We start from the raw sequence: 16,094 nt of genomic DNA, 5'->3' as shown, positions 1-16,094 counted from the left end.
GATTAATATAATCTATAGATTTAAGGTTCTTTTGAAATTTAAATCAAAATACCATCTTGATAGATTTTTCTTGATTAAGTTGTCATAATATAAGTAAAGGAGGTGTGGATGTAAACGAAAAAAGCAACATAGAATTACTTCTATATTGCTTTTATATAACTTGAATATCCAGGACTTAATTTTCGTAAGCTTCTGTATGAACTGTTTTTACGGCACGCCCCGATGGGTCTATCCTATTCTTGAATGAAGCATCCCATTCTAAAGCAACTGCACTACTACAAGCCACTGACGGAACAGAAGGAACTGTGCCGGCAGCTGATGCTGATGGAAAATGTTCTTCGAACATCGTACGATACCAATATTCCTCTTTAGACATAGGGGGATTAATCGGAAATCGTTCTGCTGCTTTTTCCATTTGCTTGTCAGTTACTTTTTTACTTGCAACTTCACGCAGGGTGTCAATCCAATTATAGCCAACTCCATCAGAGAATTGTTCCTTTTGCCTCCATGTTACGCTTTCGGGTAAATATCCTTCAAAAGCTTTGCGAAGAGCATATTTTTCCATCTTTCCGTTTCCACATATTTTGTCTTGTGGATTCATTCTCATGGCAATATCCATAAATTCTTTATCAAGGAAGGGAACGCGACCTTCGACTCCCCAAGCTGCCAATGTTTTGTTGGCACGAAGACAATCGTACAAGTGTAGCTTATCCAGCTTGCGAACAGTTTCCTCATGTAATGCTTTAGCGTTTGGTGCTTTATGAAAATAGAGATATCCTCCGAAAATTTCATCCGAACCTTCACCTGACAGTACCATTTTAACCCCCATAGATTTGATAAATCGAGCAAGTAAATACATCGGAGTAGATGCACGAACGGTGGTTACGTCATAGGTTTCGATATGGTAAATAACATCACTCAAGGCATCAAGAGCCTCTTCCACGGTGAAGTGTATTTCGTGATGTACAGTTCCTATATGATCTGCTACTTTTTGGGCAGCAATTAAATCGGGGGCACCTTTCAAGCCGATAGCAAAAGAGTGGAGCTGCGGCCACCAAGCTTCGGTTTCATTATTATTTTCGATACGCCTGGCTGCAAATTTCTTGGCAACAGCAGATATAATAGAAGAATCTAATCCACCGGAAAGTAGTACTCCGTAAGGGACATCTGACATTAATTGACGATGAACAGCGTCTTCCAGTCCTTTTCTTAGAACTTCTAAGTCTGTGTTATTATCCTTTACGTTATCATACTCCATCCAATCGCGTTTGTACCACTGCTTAAGCTCTCCATCACGGCTATCGTAATAGTAACCGGCAGGAAACTCTTTAATATTAGGACATATACCTTCCAGAGCTTTTAATTCACTGGCAACATAAAACTGTCCGAAATCGTCATAGCCCATATATAAAGGTATGATCCCCATATGATCGCGACCGATCAGATATAAATTATTTTCGATATCGTAAAGAGCAAAAGCGTAAATTCCATTGAGTTCATCAAACAGATTTACTCCTTTTTCCTGATATAAAGCTAATAAGACCTCGCAGTCCGAATTGGATTGAAATTCATATTTCCCTTTAAATCGATTACGTATATTTTGATGATTGTATATCTCGCCGTTTACAGCTAATACAAGATTCTTATCTTTATTGTATAATGGTTGACCACCTGACTTAATATCAACGATAGAAAGTCTTTCGTGTACTAATATTGCTTTTTCGCCACAATAGATACCGGACCAGTCCGGACCACGATGACGAATGCGTTTAGCCATTTTTAGTACCTGAGAACGTAGACCGATTAGGTCTTGCGTTAAATCAAATGCTCCTACAAATCCACACATATTATTAGTTTTGATTTTTTAGTCGAAATTCCGACAAATATATGTTATTTTATTTTACAAAAACACATATTTGTAGAATAAAAACACATAATAATATAAATAGTTTTCAAAAAGTAAATATTGGTCACTTTGAAAGTGTACATTTTGTTAAAAAATGAATTTTTGACTAAAAAAAACAATTTAAAAGTAACAAAATATATTATATTTGCAGATATTATTGTCGTTTTAGTCGTTTAGGTGGGCTAAAAAGAAAATATTGATTCACTTATCTTATATCAACTAAGTAATATGCGAGACTTATCATTAGTAGAGCAAAACGGGTTATACGACCCCACATATGAACACGATGCTTGTGGTGTTGGTTTAATTCTACACCTTAAAGGTGCTAAATCACACGCCATTGTTGAAAATGGTTTACAAGTATTGGAAAATATGACGCACCGCGGAGCTGAGAGTGCCGATAGCAAAACTGGTGATGGTGCAGGTATTATGCTACAAATACCACATGAATTTATTCTTCTGCAAGGCATTCCCGTTCCCGAAAAAGGACATTATGGTACCGGACTTGTATTTCTCCCTAAGGATGAAATGGAAGCCGAAATCTATATGATTACCCTATCGGATCTTATCGAGAGAGATGGCTTAAGCCTTTTGGCAGTGAGAGATGTACCCGTGAATAGTGATATTCTGGGCGAAACTTCCAGAGCGAGTGAGCCGACTATCAAACAGATATTTGTTACGGGAGAAGGTTTATCCCAAGATCAGTTGGAATTGAAGCTTTATCTATTAAGAAAAAAAATAGAGAAAGTTATTCTGAGTTCTACTATCAAAGATAAACGTAACTCTTATATTGTCAGCTTATCCACTAAGAGAATTATATATAAAGGGATGCTTACTTCTCTTCAATTGAGGCATTATTTCCCCGATTTGTTAAATCCGAACTTTACAAGCGGGATAGCTTTAGTACACTCACGTTTCAGTACAAATACATTTCCTACATGGGATTTGGCTCAGCCATTCCGAATGGTAGGTCATAATGGAGAGATAAATACGATCAGAGGTAACCGTCTATGGATGGAAGCACGTGAGAGTGTCGTAAAATCGGATTCTTTAGGTGATATGAAAGAAATATGGCCTATTGTGCAAAATGGAATGAGTGATAGTGCTTCGTTTGACAATGTTCTCGAATTTTTGGTGATGTCTGGCAAATCGCTACCTCATGCTTTGGCTATGATGATTCCTGAATCTTGGAATTTCAAGAACCCCATATCTTCCGATCTAAAAGCATTCTATGAATATCACAGTATATTTATGGAACCTTGGGATGGTCCGGCAACTATTTTGTTTTCGGATGGACGTTATGCCGGTGGTTTGTTGGATAGAAACGGACTTCGTCCAGCTCGCTATCTTATCACTCATAATGATATAATGGTAGTTGCTTCCGAAACAGGAGTTCTTTCTTTCGAACCCTCCGAAATAAAAGAGAAAGGTCGATTAAAACCCGGTAAAATGTTGATGGTAGATACCTTGGAAGGTACTATTCAATACGATCCCGAACTGAAAGAAAGTTTAGCAAAAGCATATCCATACAGAGATTGGTTAAATAAAAACAGAATTTCTCTGGATGATATATCTTCAGGAAGAAGTATAAAATACTCCATAGATAATTATTCTCAACACCTGAAAGTTTTCGGGTACTACAAAGAAGACATTGAGAAAATAATCACCCCAATGGCTGTCGATGGAAAAGAACCGATAGCATCTATGGGTAATGATGCGCCTGTGGCAGTGTTATCAAGTAAACGTTATCGTTTATTTACATACTTCCGTCAGTTGTTTGCACAGGTGACTAATCCTCCAATTGACCCGATTCGTGAAGAGTTGGTGATGTCATTATCCGGATATATAGGATCACTTCATAAAAATATATTGGAGCCGATGCCCGAACATTGCAAAATGGTTGGCTTGTCGCACCCTATTATTACCAATCGCGAACTTGACCTTTTAGTACATATCGAATATAAAGGCTTTAAAGCCGAAACTCTATCATTATTATTCAATCCGAAAGATGGAGCGGCAGGTTTAGAAAAAGCAATCGAAGATTTATGTTTGAAAGCTGAAAAAGCTGTAGACAAAGGAAGCAACTATATCATTATTTCGGACAGAGGCATAGATGAAAACCATGTTGCCATACCTTCGTTACTGGCAGTTTCTGCGGTTCATCACTATTTGATAGATCGCCGTAAACGTATGCAGATTGATATTGTGGTCGAATCTGCCGAGCCTCGTGAAGTGATGCACTTCGCTCTATTATTTGGCTATGGTGCTAATGCTGTTAATCCTTATTTAGCATTTGCTGTTCTCGAAGATTTAGTGAAAAGCGGAACTATTCAGCTTGATTTCCATACAGCAGAAAAGAACTATATTAAGTCTATCGACAAAGGACTTTTGAAGACTCTTTCTAAAATGGGGATCTCTACTTTGAAGAGTTATCTGGGTGCTCAATTGTTTGAAGCAATAGGAATTAGCACTGCTGTTATAAACAAATACTTCAAGGGTACAACTTCTAAAATTGAAGGTATAGACTTGAAGGATATTGCCGCAGATACAATAGAAGCTCACAATGAAGCATATGAAATTGATTATATCGACAGCTCGTTAATTAATCAAGGGATATATGCTTGGAGACGCGATGGTGAAGATCATGCTTGGAATCCGGAAACTATAACTAAACTTCAATTGGCTACACGCTTGGGTAGTTACAAGAAGTTTAAAGAATATACCGATTCTATTGATAAAAAAGAAGAGAAATTATTCTTACGTGATTTCTTGGATTTCGATACAAATAATCCGATTAGTATTGATGAAGTTGAACCTGTTTCGGAAATAACAAAACGTTTTGTTACAGGAGCCATGTCATTCGGTTCGATCAGCCGTGAAGCTCATGAAGCAATGGCTATTGCGATGAATGCTATCGGAGGAAAAAGCAATACAGGTGAAGGTGGTGAACTACCCGAACGTTTTGCAACAAATGCCCGATCGGCTATCAAACAAGTTGCTTCCGGACGTTTTGGTGTAACTACTGAATATCTGGTGAATGCAGACGAAATTCAAATTAAAATAGCTCAAGGTGCAAAACCCGGAGAAGGTGGTCAACTACCCGGATTTAAGGTGGATAAAGTGATTGCTAAAACACGTCACTCTATTCCCGGAATTTCGTTGATCTCTCCTCCCCCACATCACGATATTTATTCGATAGAGGACTTAGCACAGCTAATCTTTGATTTAAAAAATGTCAACCCACAAGCAATTGTGAGTGTGAAATTGGTATCAGAAAGTGGTGTAGGAACTATTGCTGCCGGAGTAGCCAAAGCTAAAGCCGATCTGATATTGATTAGCGGATGCGAAGGCGGTACAGGAGCAAGTCCCGTAAGTTCTATCAAACATGCAGGATTACCTCTTGAAATAGGACTAGCCGAAGTTCAACAAACATTGGTTATAAATGATTTGCGTGGACAAATTCGACTGCAAACCGATGGGCAATTAAAAACAGGTCATGATATTATAGTAGCCTCTATGCTTGGAGCCGAAGAATTCGGGTTTGCTACCAGTGCATTGATTGTTCTTGGTTGTATCATGATGCGTAAATGTCATATAAATACTTGTCCCGTAGGTGTTGCGACTCAAGATGAAGAATTGAGAAAGAAATTTATCGGAAAAAGTGAGTATCTAATTAATTATTTCACATTCTTGGCAGAGGAAGTTCGTGAACATTTGGCTGCTCTAGGGTTTACTTCTTTAGATCAGGTTGTCGGACGTACTGACTTATTGAAATATGTAAAAGATAACTCGAACAGTAAGTTAAGTAAGTTAGATCTATCCAGACTGATATATTCACCCGAAGCTGCTAAAGTAAATGCCGTAAGACAAGTAAGAGGACAAGATCATAAGCTGGAAGAGGTAATGGATATTGAGTTGATAAAAACTTCTCGTCCTGCCATCGAAAAAGCAATGCCTGTAGAATTGTCCCGTGCAATAAAAAACACCGACAGAGCTGTTGGAACTATGCTTTCGGGCGAAATTGCAAAGCGTTATGGAAACGACGGATTGCCAACAGATACGATTCAGTGTACTTTCAAAGGATCAGCCGGGCAGAGCTTCGGAGCCTTTCTTGCTCATGGTGTTACTTTTAAACTCGAAGGTGATGCAAATGACTATGTGGGCAAAGGTCTATCGGGTGGTAAATTGGTAATAGTACCTCCTACTACATCGACTTACAAACCTCAAGATAACATTATTGCCGGAAATACTTTATTGTATGGAGCAACCGGAGGTGAGGTTTATATTAACGGACAAGTAGGTGAACGTTTTTGTGTAAGAAATAGTGGTGCGATAGCTGTTGTTGAAGGAGCAGGCGATCACTGTTGTGAGTACATGACCGGTGGACGTACTGTGGTCTTAGGAAAAACTGGTCGTAACTTTGCTGCCGGAATGAGTGGCGGTATTGCTTATGTATATAATGTAGACGGAGATTTTGATTTCTTCTGTAATATGGAGATGGTAGAACTTTCGCTAATTGAAGACAGTACCGATTACAAAGAATTGCAACAATTGATTTCTCAGCATTATAAATATACTCAAAGCCCATTAGCTAAAAGTATTCTTGATAATTGGAGCGAAGAAGTTCATAAGTTCATCAAGATAATGCCTATTGAGTATAAAAAAGTGCTTCAAGAAGAAAAAATGGAAGCATTAAAGAAAAAAATTGCAAACGTAGAATTTGACTATTAAGAGGTCGAAGACCTTTTTATTGCTTTAGCTGGTAAAATACCGGAAATCAGTAATATAGTCTTTACATGTTTCATTACAATTTTATTGTACTTTACTTATATTTATCTATAAAAGAAAGTAGTATGAAACCAGTGGACAATGGTCAGCTAACAATACAAAAGCATACAAAAAAAGAGTTGTATGAAAAATTGTCACTTTTGTCACTTTTGTAATGTTTTTCATCATTATATTCTAATTATCAATTATTTAATAAAATGACAAAGTTACATAAAATTGACACTATTGTAAGGTTTTTTGTAATCTCAGTGTAAGGTTTATGTCATTAAAAAAGAATAACTATTTATGTTTTCAATAACTTTATTATAACGAGGAATCATGGGAAATCCAAAAGCATTTTTAACAGTAAAAAGAAAAGAAGCAGGATACCGTCCTCGTCAAGAACGTATCCTCGACTTCGGTGAAGTAGAACAGACATTAAACTCTGAAGACAGGCAACTGCAAGCATCCCGTTGTATGGATTGCGGTATACCTTTCTGCCAATGGGGATGTCCTCTTGGTAATAAAATGCCTGAGTGGCAAGACTATATTTACAAAGGAAATTGGCGTTTGGCGGCAGAAGTGTTGATGCAGACAAATGATTTTCCTGAGTTTACAGGCCGTATTTGCCCTGCTCCCTGCGAAAAAACGTGTGTATTATCATTACATAAAGCTCCGGTTACTATTCGTGAAAACGAAGCATCGGCATTAGAACATGCTTTTCAGGAAGGTTATATTAAACCTTTCATTCCAAAGGTAAGGACCGGTAAAAAGGTAGCTGTAATAGGCTCAGGTCCATCAGGATTGGCTGTTGCTAATCAGTTGAATAGAATGGGACATGAAGTTACAGTTTATGAAAAGAACAGTCGTATCGGTGGTTTACTTCGATTTGGTATTCCTGATTTTAAATTGAACAAGAATATCATCGATCGTCGTCTCGATTTGATGGAGGCCGAAGGTGTTAAGTTTGTAACCAATGCCGAAGTAGGGATAGATATCAAAGGGAAAGATCTTGTAAAAGGTAATGATGCCATCTGTGTCGCTATAGGCTCGCAAGTGCCTCGTGATTTGCCTGTTGAAGGTCGCGAACTTAAAGGTGTGTATTATGCTATGGAATATCTGACAATGGAAAACAAATTGGTTGCCAAAGAAGATGTTCCTGCGGATAAAATCATAAATACAAAGGGTAAGAACGTATTGGTAATTGGTGGAGGTGATACCGGATCGGATTGTATTGGTACAGCCAATCGTCAAAAAGCAGCTAATATCTTGCAGATCGAGATCATGCCTAAACCTCCGACATTGGATGAATTGGAAAACAGTTGGCCTATACCGTTTCCCGGAGTAATGAAAACCAGCTCTTCGCATCTTGAAGGTTGCGAACGTCGCTGGTCAATGAACACTAAGCGTTTCATTGGCGAGAATGGAATATTAACAGGTGTAGAGCTTGTAGAAGTAGCTTGGGAGAAAGACGATTCTGGCAAAATGGTGATGAAAGAAGTTGGAGAGCCTGAGGTTTTGAAAATAGATTATGTTTTCCTTGCATTAGGCTTTATACATCCTATTCAAGATGGGCTTTTAGCTGAGCTTGGTGTAAAAGTAGACGATGTTCGTAAGAATGTAGCTACCAATGGAAACCGTTTAACCAATGTTTCAAAAGTCTTTGCTGCGGGTGACTGTGTTAGTGGACAATCTTTGGTTGTAACAAGCATTGCTTCGGGACGTAGAACTGCTAAGCATATTAATGATTTTTTGAAAGCTAAGTAATTATGCTTTAATTATAAAAGAGAAAGGTTACCTCGTAAGAAGTAACCTTTTTTATTTCAGAACAATAAAGAGATTCAGGGATCTTATCGTCTTTTTCGAGCCATATCTAATCGCAAGAAAATGAACAGTAATATGGTGAATGCCAATATTGAAGATCCTCCATAACTGAAAAATGGAAGGGGAATTCCTATAACGGGAAGCAACCCTATTACCATACCAACATTTATAGATAGATGAAACAGAAAGATGCACCCTACCCCATAACCATATACACGTCCAAAAGTATTCTTTTGTCTTTCCGCAAGAAAAAAGATCCTCATAATAAGAGATCCCAGACCTAATAATACTAGTACAGATCCTAGGAAACCTTGTTCCTCTCCTACTGTACAGAATATAAAATCGGTATCTTGCTCGGGTACGTATTTCAGTTTTGTTTGTGTTCCGTTTAAGAACCCTTTACCTAATGCCCCACCTGACCCTATGGCTATTTTAGATTGATTGACATTATATCCGGCTCCCATTAAGTCATCCTCCATGCCTAAAGAAACTTTGATACGTATTTGCTGATGTGATTGTAGAACATCTGTAAATACATAATTGACTGAACTCACATATCCAATACAGCTAATAGCAAAAATAGCCAAAAACAAATACGTTTTAGACCATTCCCTTGCAGCAGTAATCAGCAGGTATATAACAATAGCACATATTGCAGTTATCGAGATAATTCCCCAGTTTATATAGACATCGAAAAGAGAAATTATATAGCAGATACCTCCATAGATAGCAGTGCCTAAAAGGATATAAGCAGCAGTTCGATAATCTTTACGGAAATTAACTGTAAGAATAGCAGTTACTATAATAATAAAGAGGATAGAAATACATTCTCCCATAGTGAGAAAACCTAAATCTACATCTGAGTATTTTAAACCTAAAATAAATAAAACGACAGCACAAACCCCAGAAAATAATACCATTCCGGGTAGTCCTTCTCTGTATAAAACTAATATGAAAGCTGTAAATACCAGAGCTGAGCCTGTCTCTTTTTGTAGCATAATTAGAATCATCGGTAATATTATCATAGTTGATAATATTAGCAGATTCTTTGCTGTCAGCAGTTTGAAATTGTAGCTATTCATAAATCGCGCAATAGCCAATGCTACTGCAAATTTGGTAAACTCGGCAGGCTGTAAACGTATCGAATCAGTTATAACAAGCCATGACCGTGAACCTTTTATGTCAGGAGCAATAATGATCGTGACAATAAGAAGAGCTATAAAAAAGGCATATATGAAATAAGCTAATATATCATATAAGTTGCTGTCTAGTTTGAGTAGTATGAATCCAACGGCAATGGAGATACCCATCCAAACGAGCTGCATACCCGCACGACCCGAAAGGTCAAATAAACTCGTTACATGATCATAATCATAGCTTGCTCCATAAATGCTAAGCCACCCTCCAATTATTAAAAGAAAGTATAAGACTAGAATAATCCAGTCTACACTTCCTGTAATATGATCGTCTTCTTTATTAATCATGTATATTTAAATGTATTCTGAGTTTTTATTCTTCAATAATAGGTTCTTCTTCCGAAGAAGAGCTTTGCTGAGTTGCGATATCCGATTTTCTTTGTTCCCAAGTGTTTAAGACATTAGGGAGAATTATGGCATTTGCCATATTGTCTTCTAAATATTTCTCATTAGCAGGTATTTCACCTTTCAAATATTTTTGAATCATCAAACGTGCAATCGGAACAGCAAATCTGGCTCCAAAACCCGCATTTTCAACTAACACGGAAATAGCTACCTGAGGTTTATCCACCGGTGCAAATCCCATAAACCAAGAGTGATCCCTTCCATGTGGATTTTCGGCTGTACCCGTTTTCCCTGCTACTGCAATTTCCGGTAAAAGATTTACTCCTCTACAAGTCCCTCCGGTAACAGCATTGGCCATCCCTTGAGCGATTGTATTGTAATACGTTTCTTTAACCCCTGTATATCGTTTATCAGTGTATGATTTATCCAGTGGCATATCTTGAATTTGCCTAACAACATGAGGTGTATAGAAAAAACCTCTATTTGCTATTGTTGCACCTAGATTAGCAACCTGCAAAGGTGTTGCCAAAATTTCGCCTTGACCTATTGCAATAGAAATGACATTTTGTGCATACCATTTCTCGGTTCTGAAAGCTTTAGTATAAAATTGACTATTAGGTATAAAACCTCTTTTCTCAGAGGGGAGATCTATTCCTAGTTTATAACCAAATCCCATAGATACCAGATAGTCTTTCCATATGTCAAAAGCTTCTCCAATATTAGCATATTTTTTTCTGTTACTGAGCATAGCATTTAAGCCATAACAAAAATAAGAGTTACACGAAGTAGCTATTGCGGGGATTAATGACAGTGGTGATCCATGTGCGTGACATCTAGGTCTGCCGCCACCTGGAGGATATCCTCCGGCACAGGAATAAGCTGTTTCGGGTGTTATAATTCCTTCTTCTAAGAAGATCAATCCTTGAGTTGTTTTGAAAGTGGATCCCGGAGGATACATTCCTTGAGTAGCCCTATTATAAAGAGGTTTTGACGGATTTTGTTCCAGTGTCTTATAGTTATTACCAAACTCACGACCTAACAGAATCGAAGGATCGTAAGTGGGAGAAGTAACTAAACATAATATCTCACCTGTCGAAGGTTCAATCATTACGATACTGCCAATTTTATTCTGCATAAGATATTCACCATATGCCTGTAATTCTATATCTATTGCCAGTTTTAGATTTTTTCCTGAGACCGGATTCACATCATGTTTCCCATTCTCATATTTGCCTTTTATTCTGCCATGAGCATCACGCAAGAGGATCTCGACTCCTTTTTGACCTCTTAATATATTCTCATATGAACTCTCAATACCTGATTTTCCGGCATAGTCTCCTCTCACGTAATAAGGATCATCTGCTAATGCCGCTTTATTCACTTCCGCAACATAGCCAAGTACATGGGCTGCATTTCTGAAATTATATTGGCGTAAAGCTCTATTTTGAATATAAAATCCAGGGAATTTATATAACTTTTCTTGAAATAAACCATACTCACGAACCGTAAGCTGAGTCATTAGTGTTTGCATGGTATAGGAAGAATAACCAGGGTTAAGTCTTCGGTCTTTTACATCACTAATTCTTTTTTCTAATTGATCTTTTGTTACACCTAAAATATTACAAAAATCGAGTGTATCAAATGGTTCTACTTCACGTGGAATATATACTATGTCATAAGTTGGCTGATTATAAACAAGAAGCCGATCTTGTCTATCAGAGATTGTTCCCCTTGCAGGGTATAATGTTTTCTTGAAGAATGCGTTACTATCAGCAGAATATTTATACTCATGCTGAATAATTTGCAAATTGAATAATTGGCATATGAGAACAATAACAATTATTGCTGTTATTGCTAAAATGGTATAGTATCTCTTTTCTGAATGCAAGTTATTATCCTTACTCATGCTCTCTTTTTCTTTATTGAAAATCCTTCAATGGCATAAATTAAGATAGATGTAAGAAGAGTAGAACTCAAGACTCTCAATAGTATTGTCATAAAATTGAGGTATGAAAATGAGCTTATGGAAATTAACGCTAGATTATGAATAAAGACAATCACAATAGTATATTTCATAAATGCCATACCTAAATTGGGTATGCTTGGTATGAAATGCTCAAAGTCTTCTCTTGCAAAAAACAAACCTTGCACCGGACGACGCATAAATGCCGCAAAAACTGCCGCTGCTGCATTCTGACCAGGTGTATTGCAGAAAATATCAATCGTAAAGCCTAATAGAAATGCAAGTATCAAAACTAGATTTCGATTAATTCCGATAGGCATTTTTATAATGAAGTATATATATAAGAATGGTGTAGCATATCCCAGAAATGAGATATGATTAAACACCAGTACTTGAAGCAGAACAAGTATGATAAATACAAAAGATTGCTTGAGCCAATTACCTGCCATTCGTTGTAATTTCTTTTTCTAATTGTGTAAGTTCTTCCCGATCGTTATTCTTTATTATCAGGACATCTTTTAATGAACTAAAATCGGTTGATAATCTTACTTTTAAAGTTAAAAAATTATCGTCATTTTGGCTTTTTGAATCTTCAACGATGCCAATAATAATTCCTTCCGGAAATATACCCGAATAACCACTTGTTATAATAGTATCTCCCACTTCAAACTTTTCAAAACGAGGAAACCCTTCTAAACTTATATACCTATAATCAACTCCATCCCAAGCAAGAGATCCGGGAGTATTGGATCCTTTTACTTTACAACTAAGACTGGTTTTAGGATTTATGACGGGTTGTACTACAGAATAGTTTGGAGAAACAGCTCTGACAATACCAACTATACCTTGTTGGGATATTACTCCCATTTCGGTGTGTATACCTTCTTTACTACCCTTATTGATTGTTATATAATTTTCGAGTTGAGATATACTGTTATTGATAACCCGTGAAATTATGAACTCAAAATTTTTAGTAGGAATTGAATCTGTTGTTATAGCCTGTGTCTTGAGACTATCATTATTTCTGTCGTGTATATAATCTTCCAGAGCTAATAGCTTATTTTGCAAGTCAGCATTTTTCAAGAGTAAATCCTGATTTGTTTCTTTTAGTCCAAAATAAGAAGTTACTTCACCCGAAATAGCATAAACTCTTCCAACAATTTCGTTCGAAGAGTTTAAGTATACACTCCTTTGAAAGGAGTTATATTGAAATATAAAATAAAAACACAGAATTTCGAGTAGTATAAATACAAACCACGAACTGTTTTTTATTAAAAAGGCGATTAAGTTGCGCATGTATACGTATCAGAATGTACACCTTCTGTGTAACAAAAATTAAAATCTAAACAGAAAGTCCGAGATATTTAAGAGCTTTTAAAACTTATCTCATTAAGAAATTAAATTTCTCAATATTATTTAAAGCTATCCCTGTGCCTTTTGCTACAGCATGAAGTGGATCTTCTGCCACATGAAATGGAATGCCTATTTTATCGGAGAAACGCTTGCTTAAGCCTCTCAATAAAGCACCACCACCTGTAACATAGATACCATTTTTTACTATATCAGCATATAGTTCGGGAGGAGTTTGCTCTAAAGCACTTAAAATAGCCGAGTCCATTTTCGAGATAGATTTATCTAGGCAATGAGCCATTTCCTGATATGAAATCGGAATATCCATTGGCAATGAAGTCATTCTATTAGGACCGTGTACAATAAAATCTTCAGGCTCTTCGTTTTCAGGAAGTTCGGTTAAAGCCGATCCTACTGCAATCTTGATGCCTTCTGCTGTACGTTCTCCAACTTTAATATTGTGTTGACGGCTCATATATTCCTGAATATCTTCAGTTAAATCGTCTCCTGCAATCTTAATTGATTTATTAGAAACAATTCCACCTAGAGATATAACAGCAATTTCTGTTGTTCCACCACCTATATCAACAATCATGTTTCCTTCAGGGGCTTCAACATCTAATCCGATACCTAAAGCTGCCGCCATTGGTTCGTAAATCATATATACGTCACGTCCTCCGGCGTGTTCCGCAGAGTCACGAATTGCACGAATTTCAACTTCTGTACTTCCTGATGGAATACAAACAACAATTCGCAACGATGGAGAGAACAAACGATTTTTGTTATTAATCATTTTGATCATACCTCTAATCATATGCTCTGCAGCAGTAAAATCTGCAATCACACCATCTCTCAATGGACGGATTGTACGAATATTTTCGTGAGTTTTACCATGCATTTGACGTGCTTTGTCTCCAACGGCTATCACTTTGTCAGTTTTTCGTTCGAGAGCAACTACAGAAGGTTCGTCTACAACGATTTTTCCGTCTTTAATGATGATGGTGTTGGCTGTACCAAGATCCATCGCTATTTCTTGAGTAAAAGAGAATAATCCCATCTTGTTATTTTTCTTTAAACTAATACATTTAATAATTAAGTAATAGCAAATTAAGGTCTCATTCCTTAACTTAATGTTTAAAATGACGGATGCCTGTCATAACCATCGAAATATTGTGTTCATTACAATACTCAATTGACAGATCGTCTTTTACCGAACCTCCAGGCTGTATAACAGCAGTTATCCCACTATTACCGGCAATCTCTACACAATCAGGAAAAGGAAAGAATGCATCAGATGCCATAACAGCTCCTTGCAAACTGAATCCGAATGTATGGGATTTCTCTATAGCCTGTTTCAGAGCATCAACTCTTGACGTTTGACCTGTTCCACTCGCCAATAATTGTTTGTCTTTTACCAAAATAATAGCATTTGATTTAGTATGCTTCACAAGTTTGTTTGCAAATAATAAATCTTCTAGTTCAGTGCCTTCTAATTGACGGCGAGTAACCAAAGTTAAATCTTCTTTATTCTGTATACTAAGATCTCTATCTTGAACTAATACCCCATTTAAAAGAGAACGGAACTGAGTTGTTTCTTGTATTTCTCCCTTTTGTATAAGTATTATACGATTTTTCTTTTGAGTCAATATTTCTAAAGCATCTGCATCATAGGCAGGTGCTATTATAATTTCAAAAAATATAGTATTAATGGCTTCTGCCGCTTCTTTATCAATTTTAGAATTGGAAACGATGATTCCTCCAAAAGCAGATACAGGATCAGCTGCTAATGCTGTATTCCAAGCTTCTAACACCGAACTTTTAGATGCTATACCACAAGCATTATTGTGCTTTAATATAGCTACTGTCGTTTCATTAAACTCGCTGATAAGCGACACTGCAGCATCTATATCCAAAAGATTGTTATACGATATCTCACGACCATGTAACTGTTCGAACAAACTTTCAAAGTCTCCATAGAAAGAACCTTTTTGGTGAGGGTTTTCACCATAACGGAGATGTTTTACTTTATTTTCAGTTTTACGGAATGCAGTACATTCGTCTTTATCCATGTAATTGAAAATAGCAGAGTCATACTCTGAAGATACCCCAAATGCTTCTTTTGCAAACCATTTACGATCATCAATATCCGACGATCCTTGTTTGTTATCCAATAAAGAAGAAAGTGCACTATATTGACTTTTAGAAGGAACAATGACAACATCTTTAAAATTTTTAGCAGCAGCTCTTATTAATGATATGCCTCCTATATCTATTTTTTCGATAATGTCTTTTTCTTCAGCTCCTGAAGCAACTGTTTCTTGAAAAGGATATAAATCTACAATAACAAGATCTATTTCTGTAATATCATAAGCTTTAGTCTGCTTAATGTCTTCTGGAAGTTCTCTTCTACTTAATATTCCTCCGAAAATTTTGGGATGAAGTGTCTTAACACGCCCCCCTAATATGGATGGATAACCTGTTATATTTTCAACTGCTTGACAAGGGAATCCGAGTGATTCTATAAATTCACGAGTACCTCCGGTTGAAATAAACGAAACTCCTAATGAGTTTAACTTTTTTAGTATTTCATCTAATCCATCTTTATGATAGACAGAGACTAATGCTGTTTTAATTTTTTTAGTAGAAGACATAGAACTAATAGTGTAACTTTTTTTTGGTTCACAAAGGTATAAAATCTATCTCATATACTTCTGTTAAGCAATGAAAGATTTTAGAATTTTTA

Annotated in this window: 9 protein-coding genes; 2 read left to right on the top strand and 7 right to left on the bottom strand. The window is 36.7% G+C overall.

What is annotated here, in order from left to right; genetic code table 11:
• Positions 1–175 precede the first annotated feature (175 nt).
• Positions 176–1,846: an asparagine synthase B gene (asnB, locus tag G7051_RS16100; RefSeq protein ID WP_166201884.1), complete on the bottom strand. Its 1,671-nt coding sequence runs from the start codon at positions 1,844–1,846 to the stop codon at positions 176–178.
• A gap of 288 nt (positions 1,847–2,134) precedes the next feature.
• Between asnB and gltB the strand changes: the two genes are divergently transcribed.
• Both gltB and G7051_RS16090 read left to right on the top strand, forming a co-directional pair.
• Complete coding sequence (gene gltB / locus G7051_RS16095) at positions 2,135–6,637, top strand: glutamate synthase large subunit (RefSeq protein ID WP_166201882.1); 4,503 nt, start codon at positions 2,135–2,137, stop codon at positions 6,635–6,637.
• A gap of 375 nt (positions 6,638–7,012) precedes the next feature.
• Entirely contained in the window at positions 7,013–8,440 is a 1,428-nt protein-coding gene (locus G7051_RS16090) for a glutamate synthase subunit beta (protein WP_166201879.1), read from the top strand.
• An 83-nt stretch (positions 8,441–8,523) separates the two neighbouring features.
• Here G7051_RS16090 and rodA read toward each other — a convergent pair whose 3' ends face one another.
• The 6 genes from rodA to purH form a co-directional block, all read right to left on the bottom strand.
• Positions 8,524–9,978, bottom strand: coding sequence for a rod shape-determining protein RodA (gene rodA / locus G7051_RS16085; RefSeq protein WP_370523004.1), 1,455 nt, complete (start codon positions 9,976–9,978; stop codon positions 8,524–8,526).
• A 28-nt stretch (positions 9,979–10,006) separates the two neighbouring features.
• Entirely contained in the window at positions 10,007–11,944 is a 1,938-nt protein-coding gene (gene mrdA, locus G7051_RS16080; RefSeq protein ID WP_166201875.1) for a penicillin-binding protein 2, read from the bottom strand.
• Positions 11,941–12,450, bottom strand: coding sequence for a rod shape-determining protein MreD (mreD, locus tag G7051_RS16075; protein WP_166201873.1), 510 nt, complete (start codon positions 12,448–12,450; stop codon positions 11,941–11,943). Before mreD ends, mrdA begins: the two co-directional genes overlap by 4 nt.
• Positions 12,440–13,297 (bottom strand): rod shape-determining protein MreC, encoded by an 858-nt coding sequence (mreC, locus tag G7051_RS16070; protein WP_166201871.1) that lies wholly within the window; start codon positions 13,295–13,297, stop codon positions 12,440–12,442. The genes mreD and mreC overlap by 11 nt, the downstream gene beginning before the upstream one ends.
• Positions 13,298–13,382: 85 nt before the next feature.
• The gene (locus G7051_RS16065; protein ID WP_166117103.1) at positions 13,383–14,408 is read right to left on the bottom strand and encodes a rod shape-determining protein; all 1,026 of its coding nucleotides are present in this window, start codon (positions 14,406–14,408) and stop codon (positions 13,383–13,385) included.
• A 70-nt stretch (positions 14,409–14,478) separates the two neighbouring features.
• The gene (gene purH / locus G7051_RS16060) at positions 14,479–16,002 is read right to left on the bottom strand and encodes a bifunctional phosphoribosylaminoimidazolecarboxamide formyltransferase/IMP cyclohydrolase (protein ID WP_166117101.1); all 1,524 of its coding nucleotides are present in this window, start codon (positions 16,000–16,002) and stop codon (positions 14,479–14,481) included.
• Positions 16,003–16,094: the final 92 nt, after the last annotated feature.

Origin of the sequence: Dysgonomonas sp. HDW5B (assembly GCF_011299335.1) — a bacterium.
GTDB lineage: Bacteria > Bacteroidota > Bacteroidia > Bacteroidales > Dysgonomonadaceae > Dysgonomonas_A.
Note: the sequence above shows the minus strand (reverse complement) of the source record. Positions and strands in the feature narration are given on the sequence as shown.

Coding starts and splice junctions, on each gene's coding strand:
- asnB (WP_166201884.1), bottom strand. CDS start 1,846: ATGTGTGGATTTGTAGGAGCATTTGATTTAACGCAAGACCTAATCGGT.
- mreC (WP_166201871.1), bottom strand. CDS start 13,297: ATGCGCAACTTAATCGCCTTTTTAATAAAAAACAGTTCGTGGTTTGTA.
- mreD (WP_166201873.1), bottom strand. CDS start 12,450: ATGGCAGGTAATTGGCTCAAGCAATCTTTTGTATTTATCATACTTGTT.
- purH (WP_166117101.1), bottom strand. CDS start 16,002: ATGTCTTCTACTAAAAAAATTAAAACAGCATTAGTCTCTGTCTATCAT.
- mrdA (WP_166201875.1), bottom strand. CDS start 11,944: ATGAGTAAGGATAATAACTTGCATTCAGAAAAGAGATACTATACCATT.
- G7051_RS16090 (WP_166201879.1), top strand. CDS start 7,013: ATGGGAAATCCAAAAGCATTTTTAACAGTAAAAAGAAAAGAAGCAGGA.
- G7051_RS16065 (WP_166117103.1), bottom strand. CDS start 14,408: ATGGGATTATTCTCTTTTACTCAAGAAATAGCGATGGATCTTGGTACA.
- gltB (WP_166201882.1), top strand. CDS start 2,135: ATGCGAGACTTATCATTAGTAGAGCAAAACGGGTTATACGACCCCACA.